Origin of the sequence: Micromonospora sp. WMMD956 (assembly GCF_029626125.1) — a bacterium.
Classification (GTDB): Bacteria; Actinomycetota; Actinomycetes; order Mycobacteriales; family Micromonosporaceae; genus Micromonospora; species Micromonospora carbonacea.
Genome location: NZ_JARUBI010000005.1, coordinates 2,696,137 through 2,712,896, shown reverse-complemented (window position 1 = coordinate 2,712,896; position 16,760 = coordinate 2,696,137). Strand labels below are relative to the sequence as shown.

Below are 16,760 nucleotides of genomic sequence, written 5' to 3'. Positions count from 1 at the left end.
GGCCCGTCAGTCGTCGTCGCCCGTCACCCGTGCCGTCAGGCCCCGTCAGTCGTGCCGTCGGCCCCGTCAGTCGTCGTCGCCCAGGCCGTGCTCCGCCCGGACCGCCTCCGCCTCGTCCGGGCGGCCCAGCTCGTCGAGCACCCGGGCGAGCAGCCACGCCGCCTGGGACGCCGGCCGGGAGCCCGGGGGCAGGCCGCCGAGCACCTCCCGCAGGCGCGGCTCCGCCTCGCCCGGCCGGCCCGCGCGCATCAGCAGCTCGCCACCGAGCAGCTCCACCCGGGCCGCCTCGCCGAACGCCTCGATCGACCGCAGCCGGGCCGGCACCCCGGCCAGCCGGTCCAGCCCGTCGTCCGGCCGGTCGTCGGCGGCCAGCACCCGGGCACCGACCTCCGCCGCGAGCGCCGCCTCGTACGTCACCACCGGCGGCACCTCCGGCCGACCGGTCAGCGCGGCGGCGAGCCCGTCCACCACCCCGACGGCACGCACCGCCGCCGGCACGTCCCCGGACCAGTTCAGGGCGTCGGCCTCTCGGCGGCGGGCGCGCAGCTCGTCGACCGGCGCGCCGGCCAGCCGGTAGGCGGTGGCCGCCTCGGCGAACCGCTGCGCGGCCAGCGCGTCCCGGTCGGCGTCGTAGAGCAGGCCCCCGGCCTCCTCCAGCACCTGCGCCCGGTGCGGCAGGTTGTCGGGGCCGTCGAGGTTGCGGGCGAGCTGGTCCAGCAGGGCCAGCGCCGGCTCCAGCTCACCGAGGTCGACGTAGATCCCGGCCAGCAGGTGCCGGCAGCGGTCCGCCTCGGCCTGCGCCCCGAGCCGGTCCAGCCCGAGCACCGCCTCCTCCGCCACCTCGGCCGCCTCCGCCGGCCGCCCGGCCGCCCGGTAGGCGTTCGCCAGCTCCCAGCGCAGGAAGGCGTCCCCGTCGGCGCCCTGCTCCACGCAGAGGGTCACCGCCTCGGCGAAGTCCTCCACCGCCTCGGCCGCCCGGTCCGCGCCCAGCAGGGCCCGCGCCCGGAACACCCGCACCGGCAGCCGGGCCTGCGCCGGGGCCGTCTCCAGCGCCTCGTCGCAGGCGGCCACCCGCTCGGCCGGGTCGTCCGTCGCCCGCGCGTACGCCAGGGTGGCGGCGGTGACCAGCTCGCCCACGCCCACCTCGCGGGTGAGCCGGCGGGCCAGCTCGGCCGCCGCCCGGAACTCCTCCGGCCGCTCCAGCTCCTCCAGCACGTGCGCGCGGTGCAGCGCCACCCGGGCGGCCAGCCACGGGTCGACGTCGGCCTCGGCCGCCGCCCGGTCGGCGGCGGCCAGCGCCTCCTCCCAGCGCTGGAGGTGCGCCAGGGCGAGGGCGAGCCGGTCGTGCGCGGCGGCCCGCTCCCGGGCGTCGCCGTGCCCGGCGAGGAAGTCGGCGGCGTCCCGCGCCAGCGCCAGCCCCTCCTCGCCGTCGCCGGTGAGGCAGAGCAGCGCGCCGAGCCGGCCGGCGACCACCTGCTCCCGCACCGGGTCCGGCAGTTCCCGGTACGCGGCCAGCGCCGCCCGGTTCGCCTCCTGCGCCGCCTGCGGGCCGTCGGCGTCGGTCAGCTCGCCGGCCCGCAGCTCCAGCCGTCGCGCCGCCGTCCGGGGCGGCTGCCCGGTCGCCCCGAACCGCTCGTCGTAGGCGGCCAGCGCGGCGGCGAAGCCCGCCCGGTCGTGCGTACGCCAGCGCTCGTCGGCCAGGTCGAGCAGCTCGTCGGCGGTGGCCCCGGCCGGCACGGTGGCCGCCGGGGCCGGCGTCGCCGGCGGCTCGGGCCGGCGGCTCGGGCGGCGGCGGAGGCTGGCCGACAGCGGCAGGTGCTCGCCGTCGGGGGCGGCGGCCAGCCGCCGGGCGATCCACTCCGACTGGTGGGTCGTGCCGTTGCGGGCGTCGAACCGCGCGGCGAGCGCGGTCGCCGTGTCGGTCAGCTCGGCGGCGAGCGCGGCGGCGGACACCTCGCCCGCCGGCCGGTCGCCGGCCGCCCGCCGGTGCAGGGTGACGTCGCCGGCTGCGGCGGCGCGGCGCAGCGCGGCGGCAGCGGTGGCCGCGAAGTGCATCGCGGCGGCCGGGGTGGGCGCGCGGTCCAGCCAGTCGAGGTGCCGCTCGACGATCTCCACGGCCCGCGCCTCGTTGCCGGTCAGCGTGCAGAACTCGACGTGGTCGCCGATGTCCCACAGGTCCGACAGGTTGCCCCGCAGCCGCCGGTACGCCTCCCGGTGCGCGTCCCGCGCCGCGTCGCCCCGCCCCGAACGGAGGTAGGGCAGCAGCAGCGCGGTGAGGATCGCCTGCGGCTGCTCCGTGCAGGTCAGCCGGCCGGCGAGGACCGGCTCGGCCACCGCCACCGCCTCGTCGTGCCGGCCCGCGTGGGCCAGGTGGGCGACCTGGGTGGTGGGATCGCAGCCGGCGCAGTCGGACAGCTCGTCGCGCGGGGCGGTCAGCCACTCCTGGTACCACCGCTGCGCGGCCTCGGCGTCGCCCACGTGGTCGGCGACCAGGTAGCGGTGCTTGTGCACGGCCTGGAGGCTGTGCCCCGCGTTGGCGTACCGGCGCTGCATGTCGTCGAGCACCGCGTACGTGCGGTCCAGCGGCAGCTCGGGGAACTTCAGCATCGCGTTGACCATGTACTTGAAGTGCCAGAGGAGCTGGTGGGCGTAGCGCTCGTGGTAGGGCTGCGGGTCCCGGTCGAACTCGGCCAGGCACCAGGAGAAGGTGACGAAGGACTTCGCCGGCTCGCCGCCGTAGACGTACGCGGTGGTGGCGTGCATCCGCACCGCGAACGCCAGGTGCCGGTCGTCGCCGGTGTCGGCGCGGCGCAGCAGCTGCTCCAGGGCGGCCGTGCGCCCGGCGCCGTACGGCATGTCGCTGCTGTCGTGCAGCATCCGCCACAGCTCGTCGTCACTCATCGATGCCACTCACTCCCGTCCCGGTACGGCCCGGCCGAGCAGGCCGAGGAAGGAACTGTTCAGCAGCGCGGCGTCGGCCGCGCGGATCGGGTGGTGCCCGAGCAGCAGGGCCTGCCCGTACAGCGCCTCGACGGCGAGCCCGACCAGCTCCGGGTCGTCGAGGGTGGTGACCCGGCGGACCAGTGGGTTGCGGTGGTTGAGCACGAGCTGCGGGCGGTCCGGCGGGGCGGACGCGGCGAGCGCGTCGAGCACCCCGCCCCACAGCTCGTCGGCGGCGTCCCGGGTCGCGGCGAGCTGGTCGTTGAACGCCGCCGACCGGCTGACCAGGTAGAGCGCGGGCAGCGACACCGGGTCGTACGCCCGCACCACCACCTCGCAGCCGAGCCGCTCCAGGGCCCGCTGCGCCGCGGCGAGGAACGGCCGCAGCGTCAACTCGACGGCCGGGTCGACGGCGTCGAAGCGGGTGGTCAGGTCGCTCGGTTCCAGCCGCTCGATGAGCACCGACCGGTCCACCGTCGGCAGCCGCTCGATCAGCTCCGTGTCGTAGGTGTAGCCCGCGTTGACCACCGCCAGGTCCTGCGCGGCGGCGACGGCGGCGAGCTGGCGGAACTCGTCCAGGCTGGCCGCGTACCGGAGCACGCCGTGGCGTTGCCGGAACTCGGCCAGGGTGAGGGTGCCGACGTTGGTCTCCATCGGCCACCACCGGTCGACCAGGCGGAGCATCTCGTCGTCGTGCACGGCGAGCGCCTTCACGCCGAGGTGGTGCACCTGGAGGAACTCGCCGAGCCGGCGCGGGTCGTGCCGGGCCAGCCGGACCAGCCAGCCGCGCACCTGCTCGCCGAGGGCCTCCCGGGTGGCGGTGAGCAGGGCGTCCTCGTAGAGCGCCTCGCGGCTGGCGGTGGGCCGCAGCTCCCCGGCGTCGATCACGCAGTGGGCGAAGAACGCCCAGTCGGGCAGCAGCCCGTCGGCGTGCTCGGTGAGCAGCATCCGCTTGAGGTAGACCCGGTGGCCGGCGCGGGCCGCCGGGTTCACCGGGGTCGGCAGGATGAACGCGACGCCGGTCAGGCCGGCCTCGGGCACCGACAGCGGCACCACGTCGAACGGGTCGACGCCGAGGAGCTGCCGGGCGTAGCGGGTCAGGGCCGGCCGGTCGACGCCCGTGCCCGGCGCGGTCGGCCAGGGCGGCCCGCCGGTGGTGGTGACCGTGTCGCCGACCCGCACGGTGACCGGCAGCAGCGACCCGTAGAGCCGGGCCAGCTCGGTGACGGTCGCGGTGGCGAACCACTGGTCGGCGTCGCGGCGCGGGACCAGCGTCACCGTCGTCCCGATCTCCGCGCGCTGCTGGGCCGCCGGGGCGACCTCGACGGCGTACCGGCCGTCGGCGTAGCCCGTCCAGAGCACCGTCGGCTCGTCGGCGTGCCGGGTGACCACCCGGATCTCGTCGGCCACCAGGAAGCAGGAGAGCAGCCCGATGCCGAACTGGCCGAGGAACTCGTGCCGGGAGAAGCCCAGCTCGTCGCGCTTGGAGCTGCGGCCGATGGTCGCCAGCAGCTCGTGCACCTGCGCCTCGGTGAGGCCGATGCCGGTGTCGTGCACCCGCAGCGTCCCGTCGCCGGTCAGCTCGGGCGGAAAGATCCGCACCAGGGCCGGGGCGTCGGGCTCGCCCGCCCGGCGCGCGGTGATCGCGTCGACGGCGTTCTGCATCAGCTCACGGACGTAGACCCGTGGGCTGCCGTACAGGTGATGACTGAGCAGGTCGACCACACCCCGGAGGTCGACCTGGAAGGTGCGGTCCAACGCTGCTGCTCCCCGGTCCGATGCCGGCGCCCACCGTACCGGTGATCACTGACGCCCGGCTGCCCCCGTTCGCCCGGAACTTGACCCTCGACCCGGTGACCCGTACCGCTCCCCTTCGCCCTCTCCACCCTCCTGCTCCTCCGCCTGCCGGGTTCGCCGCCCACCCCCAAGCGGCGATCTTGCACTTCCGGCCCCGGCGAATCCCCGCAAGCCGGGCGCAAGAGGGGCCGCAAGTGCAAGATCGCGCAGGAGGCTTTGGTGGGGGTGCGGTGGGTGGTAGGGATCCTGTCTCGGGTGGGTCGTCGGGATCGCCGCACTGACGAATCTGGCGATCGGCCGCCCGTCGCCTGCGGGGAGTCGACCCCGGCTCCCCCCGGTGATCGGCGGACACCCGGCCGGGCGGCCCCTAGCCTGAAGCCCAGAGGGGGCGGAGCCGACGGCCGGGCCGGGGCCCTCGGGAACGGCCGGACGGGGGGCACGGTGGTCGACGGCGGCACGAACGAGCGCCCGCTGGTGCTGGCGGGGATCCTGCTCGGCGGGGCGGGCGTCTTCGACGTGCTGGCCGGCGTCGGCGACCTCGTCGGCGACCCGTACGTCTCCATCGAGGGCGGCGCGATATACCACTACGACGTCACCGGCTGGGCCTGGGCGAGCCTCGCCGCCGGGGTGCTGCTGGTGGTGGCGGGGGCGCTCGTCCCGCTGGGCCGGCGCTGGTCCGCCCGGCTCGCGTTGTTCGCCGTCGCCGCAGCCGTCGCGACGCACCTGCTGATCCTGACCTACCACCCGCTCCGGGTGCTGATCGTCCTCGGGCTGGCCCTGGCCGCCGCCCGCCTGGTGCTGCGGCACCGGCGCTCGCCGACGCGCGCCTGACCACCGCACCGGCTCATCGGGGCGGCCGGGCCCGAGCAGGGCCAGCCGGGCCCGAGCAGGGCCAGCCGGGCCCGAGCACCGGCGCTACCCGGGTTCCCGGGTCGGCTGGCAGACCTTGCCGGTCAGCGCCGGGTCCGGCTGCTCGCTCTCCTCCCACACCGGGTTGGCCGAGATCGCCAGCGGGGGCGCCTGCCAGGCGGCCCCGAGCCGCTGGAACAGGGAATACTCCCGCCGGGTCCGCTGGACCGGCTCGCCGCTGAGGAAGTTGACCAGTCGGTCCTGGACGAGGGACCGGTTGAGCAGGCCGCCGTGCACGCCCGGGGTCTGGAAGACCGGGATGCCGGTGTAGTCGCCCGGCGGCGCCTCGGCGGCCGTCGTGTACGGCAGGAAGGCGACCATCCGCACGCCGGGCACCGGGCACATGAGCTGGTTGCGGTAGAACGGCGCGTCGTCGAGCAGCGACCGGATGAACGGCTCGTCCGGCCCGTCGCCGGGCGCGCCGGCCAGCCGTCCCAGCCCGAACATGGCCCGCAGCGTCCAGCCGGTGACCACGCCCCACCCGTGCTCCCGCCCCCGCGGCGGGTAGTAGGCCCGGCCGGCGTTGATCAGCGGACTGAACATGACGAGCGCGTCCACCGCCGGATGGGGCCGCCGGGCGAGGTAGGCGCGGGCCACGATCGCCCCCTCGCTCTCCCCGACCAGGGCCACCTTCCGGCCGGTACGCCGGTGCAGCCGCTCCACCTGCGCGGCGAGCAGCCCGACGCTGTCCGCCACCGAGATGGTGGTGTCCTGCGGCCGGTAGGGCAGGGGACGGCCGTCGGGGCCCAGCCCCCGATAGGAGAACCGTTCCACCCTCGGGTCGCGCGGCGGCTCGCCCCCGTACGCCGAGCCGTAGCCGGCCAGCACCACCACCGCCTCGGTGACCCCCGCCGGCAGCGGCCGGGTGAGCAGCACGTCCTCGGTGCGCAACTGGTTGCCGGGCACCGTGCTGACCAGCGACGGGATCAGCAGCGGCACGACGAGCGCCAGCAGCGCCGCGATCGGGGCCACCGGCACCCGGGCCCACCGCAGCCGGGGCGCGAGCACCGCCGCCCGTACCGTCCGGTTCCACAGCACGCCGTTGAGCACGCCCGCCGCCGCTGCCACCGGCACCGTCCACCAGCCGGGCACGCTCCACGCCACCGCCCCGGCCATCGTGAGCACCACGAAGTTCAGCAGCGTCCACCCCACCAGGGACAGCGAGGGCAACCCCCGCCACCACGGCCCGACTGCGGCGGCCCGTTGCAGGAACGGCGCGAGCAGGAACATCGGCAGCAGGGACGCGAGCAGCACCCAGGACAGCGCCACCACCGACGCGGCCACCGAGATCACCGCCCACGGCACGACGAGGACCGTTACCGCCACGGAGATGCCGACGTTGCGCTTCAAAAGCTGGCGTACGGGCGGCCGGGGCACCTCGACCGGCCAGGCCAGCGCGACGAGGACGGTGGTCAGCGCGCCCCGGGTGAGCGCCACGTAGACCAGCCAGAGGACGAACTCCGGCCACCACTGGTGGTAGACGAACAGCCACCGCAGGTCGTGGTACGTGTCGTACGGCCAGACCGCACTCACCTGGGGCGCGATCCCCTCGGCCGCCACGAAGCCCATGGCGACCAGGACGGTGGCCTCGACCGCCGGGAACACGGCGGTCAGCACGAGCAGCGTGACGAGCCTGCGATCCAGGGTCAACCCGGCCTCCTCGCCACCGTCGCGGATCCTGCTCCTCTCGCAGGTTCCACCGGTGGCGGGCCCGGTGTCGGCGCATCCGGCACATTGCCCACCGCAGGACCCGACCGGGCCGTCGCCGGCCCCGTCCCGGCCGCTGGTCCTGGCCGGGACGGGATGGCGGGTCGCGCCCCGGCGGCAGGTCAGCCGGCCAGGCCGCCCGGCTGGTCGCCCTTCACGACGGGGGCCCGCACCAGGTTGCCCCACTCGGTCCACGAGCCGTCGTAGTTGCGCACCTGCGGGTAGCCGAGCAGGTGGTGCAGCACGAACCAGGTGTGGCTGGACCGCTCGCCGATCCGGCAGTACGCCACCACGTCGTCGGACGGGCTCAGCCCGAGCTGGTCGGCGTAGATGGCCCGCAGCTCGTCGGCCGACTTGAAGGTGCCGTCGTCGTTCGCCGCCGACTTCCACGGCTTGCTCACCGCGCCCGGGATGTGCCCGCCGCGCAGCGCGCCCTCCTGCGGATAGTCCGGCATGTGCAGCATCTCGCCCGTGTACTCGCCCGGCGAGCGCACGTCCACCAGCGGCCGGCCGGCGGCGACGTGCGCCATCACCTGCTCCCGGTACGCCCGGATCGGCGCGTCGTTGCGCTCCGGCACCGGGTACGCGGCGCGCGGCCGGGTGACCTTCTCCCGGGTCAGCTCCCGCCCCTCGGCGACCCACTTCTGCCGGCCGCCGTCGAGCAGCCGCACGTCGGCGTGGCCGAAGAGCGAGAAGACCCAGAGCGCGTACGCCGCCCACCAGTTGAAGTTGTCGCCGTAGAAGACGACCGTGTCGTCGCGGCCGATGCCCTTGGCGGCGCACAGCTCGGCGAAGGCGGCCGCGTCCAGGTAGTCCCGGGTCACCTGGTCGTTGAGCTCGGTGTGCCAGTCGACCTTCACGGCGCCCGGGATGTGCCCGGTGTCGTAGAGCAGCACGTCCTCGTCGGACTCGACCACGACGAGGCCCTCCTCGCCGAGGTGCTCGGCGAGCCAGTCGGTGGTGACGAGCCGCTGCGGGTCGGCGTACGACTGGAGGCGGGGGTTCGGATCACTCGGCACAGGCATGACCCCCAAGGTACGCCGCCACCGGGCCGGCGGGGCGGGGTCGGGCGGTCGGGCGGTCGCGTGGTCGCGTGGTCGGAGGCGGCAGGGCGGTCCGGCCGTCGAGCGGTCAGGCGCGGCGGTGCACGAGGCGGCCGGCGACCACCGTGGCGAGGCAGCTCCCGTCGTCGGCGAAGACGGCCAGGTCGGCCCGGCCGCCGGCAGCCAGCTCGGGCGGGCGTGCGGACGCGAGCAGCGTGACCCCGTTGCGGGCGGCGGCGGCCCGCACCCCGGGGTCGGTCACCTGGTCGGCGAGCGCCGCGGCGGCCCCGAGCCGGAACAGGGCGTGCACCCGTTCGCGCGGGGTCGGTGCGGGCGGCAGCGGCCCGTCGTGCACCAGCGCCGGCCCGAGCACGCCGGCCCACCGCCGCACCCGCACCCCCGGGTACGCGGCCGTCAGCTCGCCCGCCGACGCCACCGCCTCGATCCGGTCCCCCGTCACCAGCACCGCGCCCTCGACGACCGGCCGGTCGTCGAGGGTGCGCCGCAGCAGCGGCGCGGCGTGGATGGTCCGCACGTCAGTCGGCGACCGGGCCGAGCACGGGCCGCTTCGCGGTGACGGTGTCGCCGGACGAGCGGCCGGTGAGCCGGCGCTTGACCCACGGGGCCAGATGCTGACCCGCCCAGCGCAGGTCGGCGGCGCGGGCGGCCAGCCACGGCGTCGGCGCGGGGTGCGGCGGGACCAGCAGCCAGTCCTCGTCGCAGCCGACGCCGAGGGCGCTCAGCACGTGCGCGGCGACCCGCCGGTGCCCCGCCGCCGACAGGTGCAGCCGGTCGGCGCTCCACAGCAGCGGGTTTCCGAAGGCGTCGTCGGCGTAGAGGTCGACCATGATCGCGCCGTGCCGCTCGGCGGTCTCCCCGACTGCCCGGTTGAGCACGTTCACCCGGGGCGCGACGAGCCGCTGCCCGGGCAGCCGGGCCATCAGGTCGGCGAACCGGAACAGCACCACGTCCGCGCCCCCGGAACGGAGCTGCCGGACCACGTCGTCGAAGCGGGCGATCAGCGCGTCGGGGTCGAAGGCGCGGCGCAGCACGTCGTTGCCGCCGGCCGCGAAGCTGATCAGGTCGGGCTTCATCGCCAGCGCCGCCGGCACCTGCTCGGCCACCACGTTGGGGAAGAGCCGGCCCCGGATCGCCAGGTTCGCGTACCGGAAGTCGGGGCCGACCTCGGCGGCGAGCCGGGTGGCCACCAGGTCCGCCCAGCCCCGGTAGGTGCCGTCCGGGTACGCGTCGTCCATGCCCTCGGTGAAGCTGTCCCCCACCGCCACGAAACTGCGCCAGCCCACCGAACCCTCCGCCTCGCCAGCAAGGAAGGGCCCCCGGTTAACGCCTACGGTTGTAAAGGGGCCCCTGCTCAACGTCAGACAGTCTGGCACCGGCCACCCCCGCACATCGTCCCGGCGCCGGGAACGTGAGGGAGTTCATCGACCGCGAGGACGCCTCCGGTCGGCCGCGCCGGTAAACCGCGTCGCTCGGCCGGTCACCGCGGCCGTACGCTGCGCTGATGTTGTTGCGCATGTCGACCCTGCTGCTCCGGACCCTGCGCGAGGACCCGGCGGACGCGGAGGTGCCGAGCCACCGGCTCCTGCTGCGCGCCGGCTACGTCCGTCGCGCCGCCCCGGGCGGCTACACCTGGCTGCCGCTGGGCAAGCTGGTGCTGGACCGGGTCACCGAGATCGTCCGCGGCGAGATGACGGCCATCGGCGACCAGGAGGTGCACTTCCCGGCGCTGCTGCCGGCCGAGCCCTACCGCGCCAGCGGCCGGTGGACCGAGTACGGCGACGACATCTTCACCCTCGCCGACCGCCGCGGCGCGGAGCACCTGCTCGCCCCGACCCACGAGGAGCTGGCCGCGCTGCTGGTGAAGGACCTGTTCACCTCCTACCGGGACTTCCCGGTGACGCTGTTCCAGGTGCAGACGAAGTTCCGCGACGAGGCCCGCCCCCGCGCCGGGCTGCTGCGCGGGCGCGAGTTCCTGATGAAGGACGCGTACTCGTTCGACCTGGACGACGCCGGGCTCCAGGCCGCCTACGAGCGGCACCGGGCGGCGTACCGGCGGATCTTCGACCGGCTCGGGCTGGAGTACACGGTGGTCCGCGCGACGTCCGGGGCGATGGGCGGGTCGGCGTCGGAGGAGTTCCTGGCCGCCACGGACGTCGGCGAGGACACCTTCGTCGGCTGCACCGCCTGCGACCACGCCGCCAACACCGAGGCGGTCGTCACCCGGCCCCCGGCGGCCGGCGGCCCCGACGCGCACCCGGCGTCGGCCGTGCACGACACCCCCGAGACGCCGACCATCGCCGCGCTGGTGGACCTGGCGAACGCCCGCCGGCTCGCCGGCCGCGCCGACTGGACGGCCGCCGACACCCTGAAGAACGTCGTGCTGACCGTACGTCGGCCGGGCGCGACCGAGACCGAGCTGCTGGTGGTGGGCCTGCCCGGGGACCGCGAGGTGGACCTGAAGCGGGTCGGGGCGGCGCTCGCCCCGGCCACCGTGGCGGTCTTCGACGACTGGACCGCCCACCCGGAGCTGATACGCGGGTACATCGGGCCGCAGCGGCTGGCCGGGCTCGGCATCCGCTATCTCGTCGATCCCCGGGTGGTCCCCGGGACGGCCTGGCTGACCGGGGCCAACGAGCCGGGCCGGCACGCCACCGACGTGGTCTGCGGCCGGGACTTCACCCCGGACGGGACCGTCGAGGCGGCCGAGGTGCGCGCGGGCGACCCGTGCCCCGCCTGCGCCTCCGGCACCGTGACCATGCGGCGCGGGATCGAGATCGGGCACATCTTCCAGCTCGGCCGGCGCTACACGGACGCGTTCGCCGTCGACGTGCTCGGCCCGGCCGGCAAGCCGGTCCGCCCCACCATGGGCTGCTACGGCATCGGGGTGTCCCGGGCGGTCGCCGCGATCGCCGAGCAGCACCACGACGACCGGGGCCTGGTGTGGCCGGCGGCGGTCGCCCCGTGCGACGTACACCTGGTGGCGGCGGGGAAGGGGCCGCAGCTCGACGCGGCGCTGGAGCTGGGCGGACGCCTCGCCACCGCCGGCCTGCGGGTGCTGGTCGACGACCGCACGCACGTCTCCGCCGGGGTGAAGTTCACCGACGCCGAGCTGATCGGCGTCCCGCGCGCCGTCGTGGTCGGCCGCCGCCTCGCCGACGGGTACGTCGAGCTGCGCGACCGGGCCACCGGCGAGCGGACCGAGCTGCCGCTGGCGGGGCTGGTCGACCGGCTGCGCGACGAGGCGCTACGCGCCCGGGGCGAGCTGGTGTAGCGGGCGGCGCACTGGGTACCGGTTACCGATCGGCACAGGTGTGTATTCGGAGGCTCCCATGACCGGTTACCGGGTCAGCGACGTGATGACCAGGCAGGTGGTCTACCTGCCCGCGGAGACCACCCTGGACGAGGCGGCCAGGGTGATGAAGGAGGCGGACATCGGCGACGTGGTGGTCACCGACGGCGCGAGCCTCGCCGGCATGCTGACCGACCGCGACATCGTGGTCCGGGCGGTGGCCGAGCGCAGCGACCCGGCCACCACCACGATCGGTTCCGTCATCACCCGGGAGGTGGTGATGATCGAGCAGCACGCGACCGCCGGGGAGGCGGCGGCGCTGATGCGGGAACGCGGCATCCGCCGCATCCTCGTGTGCGACGGCGAACGCAAGCTCGTCGGCATCGTCTCCCTCGGCGACCTGGCCATGCAGCTCGACCCCAACTCGGCGCTGAGCGAGATCAGCGAGCAGGCCCCGACCGTGTGAAAGGAGGGGCCCCCTGTTAACGCCTCCGGTAGAGCAGGGGCCCCTTCTTAACCACCGTCGGGCTGCCGCCGATACCACCGTCGGGCTGCCGTCGCCCGACCGTCGGTAGCCTGAACGGATGCCCGAGATGCCGACCAAGCTGGCCGAGATCGTCGACGAGTTCGCCGCAGCCCCCCGCGACGTGGTGCTGGAGATGCTGCTGGAATACTCCGACGTCATCCCGCCGCTGCCCGAGGAACTCGCCGGCCGGGAGGGCATGGAGCAGGTTCCCGAGTGCCAGACCGCGTTCTTCCTGCGCGCCGAGGTCAACCCGGACCGGACGGTGACCACCTGGTTCGACTGCCCGCCGGAGGCACCGACGACGCGCGCCTTCGCCGGCATCCTCGCCGAGGGGCTGGCGGGGGCGAGCGCCGCCGAGGTGCTCGCCGTGCCGGACGACCTCTACCAGCGGATGGGGCTGGCGCAGGCGATCAGCCCGCTGCGGGTCCGGGGCGGCACGGCCATCCTGGCCCGGCTCAAGCGCCAGGTCCGGGAACAGATCTCCTGATCGACGGGTTGTCGCTGGTCATGGAGATCGAGATCTACGCCGACGTCGTCTGCCCCTGGTGCTGGATCGGCAAGCGCCGGCTGGAACAGGCACTGGAGTCGTACGACGGTGAGGTGACCGTCCGGTACCGGCCGTTCCAGCTCGACCCGTCGCCGGTTTCCGAGCCGAAGCCGCTGGTGGAGGCGCTGGCCGCGAAGTTCGGTGGCCGCGAACGGGCCGAGGGCATGGCCGCCCAGGTGACCCGGGTCGCCGCCGGCGTGGGGATCGACATGCGCTTCGACCGGGCGGTGCACGCCAACACCTTCGAGGCGCACCGGCTGATCCGGTTCGCCGCCGAGCGGGGCCGCTCCGCCGAGCTGGTCGAGGCGCTCTACCGGGCGCACTTCGCCGACGGTGTCGACATCGGCTCGCGGGACGCCCTGGTGAAACTGGCCACCGCGGTGGGCCTGGACGAGGTCGAGGCCCGGGACTACCTGGAGTCCAACCTCGGCCGCCGCGAGGTGGCCGCCGACCTGGCCGCCGCGCGCGAGCTCGGCGTCTCCAGCGTGCCGACCTTCGTGCTGGCCGGGAAGTACGCCGTCACCGGCGCCCAGGAGCCGGAGACCCTGCTCGCCGCCCTGCGCGAGGTCCAACAGCGCGAAGCCTGACGCGCAGGGCCACGACCCGGGCGGCCAACGATCGGCGTCGACCTCGTTCCACGTGAAACGACATCGAGCTACGCCGTGGGCTGAGCACGAGGCCCCACCCGGCCTCTACGCCGTGGGCTGGGCGGGCCTGGCCAGCCCCTCCACCACCCGGGCACCGGGGAGCGCGCCGAGCGCCGGCCCGGGCAGGGCGATCTTGCTGTGCCGCACGCCGGAGCCGACGATCACGTACGGAGCGGCGACCACCCGCGCGTCGACCAGGATCGGCCAGTCCCCGGGCAGCCCGATCGGGGTGATCCCGCCGTACTCCATGCCCGTCAGCTCCACCGCCTCGGCCATCGGGGCGAAGCTCGCCTTGCGTACGTCCAGCGCCCTGCGGGCCACCCCGTTGACGTCGGCGCGGGTGGTGGCGAGGACGATGCAGGCGGCGTACCGGATCTCGCTCCCGCGCTTCCCGGCGATCACGACGCAGTTGGCCGACACCTCCAGCCCCACCCCGTACGCGGCGCAGAACGCGGCGGTGTCAGCGAGGTCCGCGTCGATCGGCGCGACCAGCACCTGATCGACGTCCACCGGCGCGTCGGCGGGCCACTGCCCGAGCGCGGCGGCCACTGGGGATGCCAGCAGGTCCGGTCGGCTCCGGGCGGGCTCGGTCTTCAGCGTTCCCATCACGGCTGTGATCCTCGCACCCCACGACGCCACCCGCCCGTGGGACCGCCCACCACAGGTGTTACCACCTCGGGGCCGGCCCAGCCCCGTGCCCGGGCCGGCCCCGAGGTGCGTCCCCCGCCCCGCCGGGGGAGTCGTCCGGCCCCGCCCCCGTGGGGACCGGCGTCGGGTCAGCCGTTCGCGACGAACGGGTTCTCCCGGACGAACGTCCGGTCCTGCGCGGCGGCGACCTCCTGGGAGCGCAGCAGGCCGGGCCGGCGGGCCTCCAGGTCTTCGAGGGCATGCCGTACGGCGAGCCGGATCACCCCGTAGAGGAAGACGAAGCCGGCGACGTAGAGGATCACGGTGGAGACGAGGACCAACATGGCGACACGGTAGGCAGACGTCGAACGGGGGGACTTCTCATCTACGGTCGGTTCCCCCGTACGTGGCGGCGAGGTGGTCCGCCCAGGTTCCGGGTGCCCGTCGGGGTCGCGGCGGTGGCGGGGCCGCCCGCCGGGCGGCTCGCCGCCCGGGGCTCACGGCAGGGCGCGCGCCGCCGGCCCCGCCGGAACGACCCGGCCGGCGAGCAGGACGCCCAGCCCCGCCAGGGCCGCCGCCAGGACCAGGGTCGCCGCGTAGCTCGACCGGCCGGGATGGGCGCTCGCCGCGAGCACCGCACCGGTCAGCGCCAGCACGGTCGCCGCGAACAGCGAGTCGCCCAGTTGCAGGGAGGAGCTGTTGCGGCCCTGCTCGCCCGGGGCGGACAGCTCCAGGGTGAGCACCGACAACGACGGGTAGAGCAGCCCCATCCCGAGCCCGGCGGCGGCCCAGCCGAGCACGCACACCGCCAGCGGCACCGCCGGCCACACCGCGAGCGCCACCGTGGCGGTCCCGCCGGTGATGCACGCCAGCCCGGCGCGCACCAGCGTGGCGGACGACCGGGGCGCGAGCCGGCCCCGCAGCCCGGGCAGGAGACCGCGCCGGGCGACCGGTGCCGTGACAGGCGCTGCGGAGCCGGGCGCGGACGCCGCGGAGCCGGGCGCGGACTTTGCGGAGCCGGGCGCGGGCAGCCGGCCCTGCAACCAGGAGCCGGCCGACCAGGAGAGCGCGCCCACGGTCAGGACCAGGCCCGCGCCGGTCGGCGTGAGCCCGCGCTCCCGGGAGAGCATCAGCGGGATCACCACCTCCGCGCCGGCGAACGCGGCCGAGGCCAGCCCGCGCAGCCCCACCACCGTGGGCAGGCCCCGCCCGGCCCGCAGGAAACCGGCCGGCAGCAGGCGTGGGGCGCAGCAGAGCAGGCCCGCCAGCGCGGCACCGACCAGGCCGACCGCGAGCACGCCGCGCTGCTGCCCCCCGTAGTGCAGCAGTGCGGCGCTCGCCCCCGCCCCGAAGGCCCAGCCGACCCGGGCCCCCGCGCCGGTCGACGGGCGGGCGACGGCGGAGGGGCTGTCGACCGTCGACGGGCGGGTGACGGCGGACGGTGCGAGGCTGCGCAGGCCCGGCTGGACGAGCAGCAGCGCCGGCACCGCCACCGCCGGCACCGCCAGGAAGACCCATCGCCAGCCGAGGTGCTCGACGACGAGCCCGGCGATCGCCGGCCCGACCAGCGACGGAACCACCCACGCGGCCGCGAACGCGGCGAAGATGCGCCGGTGCAGCGCCTCCGGGTACGCCCGCCCCACCACCACGTAGAGGGCCACCGACAGCAGGCCCGAGCCGAAACCCTGCACCATCCGGCCCGCCACGAGCACGCCCATCGTCGACGTGGTGCCGGCGATGAGCAGCCCGGCCACGAACCAGGCCACCCCGTGCCACACCGGTGCCCGGGGGCCGCGCGCGTCGCACCACACCCCGGAGACCACCATCCCCACCACGCCCGAGGCGAAGGTGCCGCCGAACGCGAGCCCGTAGAGGGACAGCCCGTCGAGGCTGCGGGCGACGGTCGGCATGGCGGTGCCGACGGCCAGCGCCTCGAAGGCCAGCAGCGACACCAGGGCCACCACGCCCACCGTCATGGCGCGCAGCGCGGGGGCGAACAGGTGCCCCGGGGCGGCCGGGGGCGCGAGGGCGGTCACCGCCGGCCGGCCGTGCGGAAGACCCACGCCGGTGGCGCGACCGGAGGCTTCCGCCGCCGATCGCCGGCCGGTCGTTCCCGGCTCGCCTCGATCCTCAGCAGTTCGATGAGCATGCGCCCAGCCTGCGACCTCAACCCGGATTCAGGTCAAGCCGGACGTGACCGGGCTCTCACACCCCGCGAGCGGTCCACGCCACGAAGGGCGGCACCCGGGAACACGAGCGGCCCACCGGGAGGACGTCGCACGGACCCCCGGGCAGGGCGTCATGCGGCCCCCGGGCGGGGGCGGCGCGCGGATCAGGCGGACTCCAGCGCCTCCCCGACGCCCTTCGCCAGCCCGGACAGGTGCTGGTCGGCGAGCAGGTGCCCGGCGGTGATGACCAGCGCGAGCGGCCACTCGATGACCTGGAGCGCGGCGAGCACCCCGAGGCCGGCGTAGTAGGCGATCTTGTCGGGCGGCGGCACGGCCACCTCGCCCAGCATCGGCACCTCCACCCGGCGGCTGTACGTCCGCACCATCTCGTGCGCCCCGCTGAGGTGTCGCGTGATCGTGCTCATCCCGGCCTCCCCTGTGTCGTCCGCGCTGGCCATGACCCCAGCCGCGTTCCACCGTCGGCCGCGTCCATGCCAGTGGCGGAGGAACTTCTCCGGCAACCGCCGAGAAATTCCCGG

The 16,760-nt window shown here is 75.6% G+C and carries 15 protein-coding genes; 5 read left to right on the top strand and 10 right to left on the bottom strand.

Annotation, left to right across the window (positions count from 1 at the left end):
* Positions 1–66: 66 nt before the first annotated feature.
* Positions 67–2,901: a hypothetical protein gene (locus O7628_RS12475; RefSeq protein WP_278130504.1), complete on the bottom strand. Its 2,835-nt coding sequence runs from the start codon at positions 2,899–2,901 to the stop codon at positions 67–69.
* A gap of 9 nt (positions 2,902–2,910) precedes the next feature.
* Positions 2,911–4,698 (bottom strand): HSP90 family protein, encoded by a 1,788-nt coding sequence (locus O7628_RS12470; RefSeq protein WP_278130502.1) that lies wholly within the window; start codon positions 4,696–4,698, stop codon positions 2,911–2,913.
* 480 nt (positions 4,699–5,178) lie between these two features.
* Between O7628_RS12470 and O7628_RS12465 the strand changes: the two genes are divergently transcribed.
* On the top strand, positions 5,179–5,568 hold the full coding sequence (locus tag O7628_RS12465) for a hypothetical protein (protein WP_278130500.1): 390 nt from the start codon (positions 5,179–5,181) through the stop codon (positions 5,566–5,568).
* 84 nt (positions 5,569–5,652) lie between these two features.
* Here the strand turns inward: O7628_RS12465 and O7628_RS12460 are convergent, their stop codons facing one another.
* The 4 genes from O7628_RS12460 to O7628_RS12445 form a co-directional block, all read right to left on the bottom strand.
* Positions 5,653–7,296 carry a hypothetical protein gene (locus O7628_RS12460; RefSeq protein ID WP_278130498.1) on the bottom strand — a complete coding sequence of 548 codons (1,644 nt, stop codon included), beginning with the start codon at positions 7,294–7,296 and terminating at the stop codon, positions 5,653–5,655.
* A 179-nt stretch (positions 7,297–7,475) separates the two neighbouring features.
* Entirely contained in the window at positions 7,476–8,378 is a 903-nt protein-coding gene (locus O7628_RS12455) for a sulfurtransferase (protein WP_278130497.1), read from the bottom strand.
* 106 nt (positions 8,379–8,484) lie between these two features.
* Positions 8,485–8,931, bottom strand: a complete 447-nt coding sequence (locus O7628_RS12450; RefSeq protein ID WP_278130495.1) for a hypothetical protein — start codon at positions 8,929–8,931, stop codon at positions 8,485–8,487.
* Between the two features lies 1 nt (position 8,932).
* Entirely contained in the window at positions 8,933–9,700 is a 768-nt protein-coding gene (locus O7628_RS12445; RefSeq protein ID WP_278130493.1) for an SGNH/GDSL hydrolase family protein, read from the bottom strand.
* 218 nt (positions 9,701–9,918) lie between these two features.
* Here O7628_RS12445 and O7628_RS12440 point away from each other — a divergent pair, with 218 nt between their 5' ends.
* The 4 genes from O7628_RS12440 (at position 9,919) to O7628_RS12425 (ending at position 13,366) form a co-directional block, all read left to right on the top strand.
* Positions 9,919–11,688, top strand: a complete 1,770-nt coding sequence (locus O7628_RS12440; protein WP_278130490.1) for a proline--tRNA ligase — start codon at positions 9,919–9,921, stop codon at positions 11,686–11,688.
* A gap of 58 nt (positions 11,689–11,746) precedes the next feature.
* Positions 11,747–12,172, top strand: a complete 426-nt coding sequence (locus O7628_RS12435) for a CBS domain-containing protein (RefSeq protein WP_074475706.1) — start codon at positions 11,747–11,749, stop codon at positions 12,170–12,172.
* A gap of 118 nt (positions 12,173–12,290) precedes the next feature.
* On the top strand, positions 12,291–12,719 hold the full coding sequence (locus tag O7628_RS12430) for a SufE family protein (RefSeq protein WP_074475707.1): 429 nt from the start codon (positions 12,291–12,293) through the stop codon (positions 12,717–12,719).
* Between the two features lie 20 nt (positions 12,720–12,739).
* Positions 12,740–13,366, top strand: a complete 627-nt coding sequence (locus O7628_RS12425) for a DsbA family oxidoreductase (RefSeq protein ID WP_278130486.1) — start codon at positions 12,740–12,742, stop codon at positions 13,364–13,366.
* A 105-nt stretch (positions 13,367–13,471) separates the two neighbouring features.
* On the opposite strand, the gene O7628_RS12420 is transcribed toward O7628_RS12425, so the two are convergent.
* The 4 genes from O7628_RS12420 to O7628_RS12405 all read right to left on the bottom strand — a co-directional run bounded on the left by O7628_RS12420 (position 13,472) and on the right by O7628_RS12405 (position 16,646).
* Complete coding sequence (locus O7628_RS12420) at positions 13,472–14,032, bottom strand: YbaK/EbsC family protein (RefSeq protein WP_278136295.1); 561 nt, start codon at positions 14,030–14,032, stop codon at positions 13,472–13,474.
* 170 nt (positions 14,033–14,202) lie between these two features.
* On the bottom strand, positions 14,203–14,397 hold the full coding sequence (locus O7628_RS12415) for a hypothetical protein (RefSeq protein WP_074475710.1): 195 nt from the start codon (positions 14,395–14,397) through the stop codon (positions 14,203–14,205).
* A gap of 153 nt (positions 14,398–14,550) precedes the next feature.
* Complete coding sequence (locus O7628_RS12410) at positions 14,551–16,116, bottom strand: MFS transporter (protein ID WP_278130484.1); 1,566 nt, start codon at positions 16,114–16,116, stop codon at positions 14,551–14,553.
* Between the two features lie 269 nt (positions 16,117–16,385).
* Complete coding sequence (locus O7628_RS12405) at positions 16,386–16,646, bottom strand: hypothetical protein (RefSeq protein ID WP_176734916.1); 261 nt, start codon at positions 16,644–16,646, stop codon at positions 16,386–16,388.
* Between the last annotated feature and the right edge of the window lie 114 nt (positions 16,647–16,760).

Coding starts and splice junctions, on each gene's coding strand:
- O7628_RS12475 (WP_278130504.1), bottom strand. CDS start 2,901: ATGAGTGACGACGAGCTGTGGCGGATGCTGCACGACAGCAGCGACATG.
- O7628_RS12455 (WP_278130497.1), bottom strand. CDS start 8,378: ATGCCTGTGCCGAGTGATCCGAACCCCCGCCTCCAGTCGTACGCCGAC.
- O7628_RS12440 (WP_278130490.1), top strand. CDS start 9,919: ATGTTGTTGCGCATGTCGACCCTGCTGCTCCGGACCCTGCGCGAGGAC.
- O7628_RS12435 (WP_074475706.1), top strand. CDS start 11,747: ATGACCGGTTACCGGGTCAGCGACGTGATGACCAGGCAGGTGGTCTAC.
- O7628_RS12430 (WP_074475707.1), top strand. CDS start 12,291: ATGCCCGAGATGCCGACCAAGCTGGCCGAGATCGTCGACGAGTTCGCC.
- O7628_RS12425 (WP_278130486.1), top strand. CDS start 12,740: ATGGAGATCGAGATCTACGCCGACGTCGTCTGCCCCTGGTGCTGGATC.
- O7628_RS12420 (WP_278136295.1), bottom strand. CDS start 14,032: ATGGGAACGCTGAAGACCGAGCCCGCCCGGAGCCGACCGGACCTGCTG.
- O7628_RS12415 (WP_074475710.1), bottom strand. CDS start 14,397: ATGTTGGTCCTCGTCTCCACCGTGATCCTCTACGTCGCCGGCTTCGTC.
- O7628_RS12405 (WP_176734916.1), bottom strand. CDS start 16,646: ATGAGCACGATCACGCGACACCTCAGCGGGGCGCACGAGATGGTGCGG.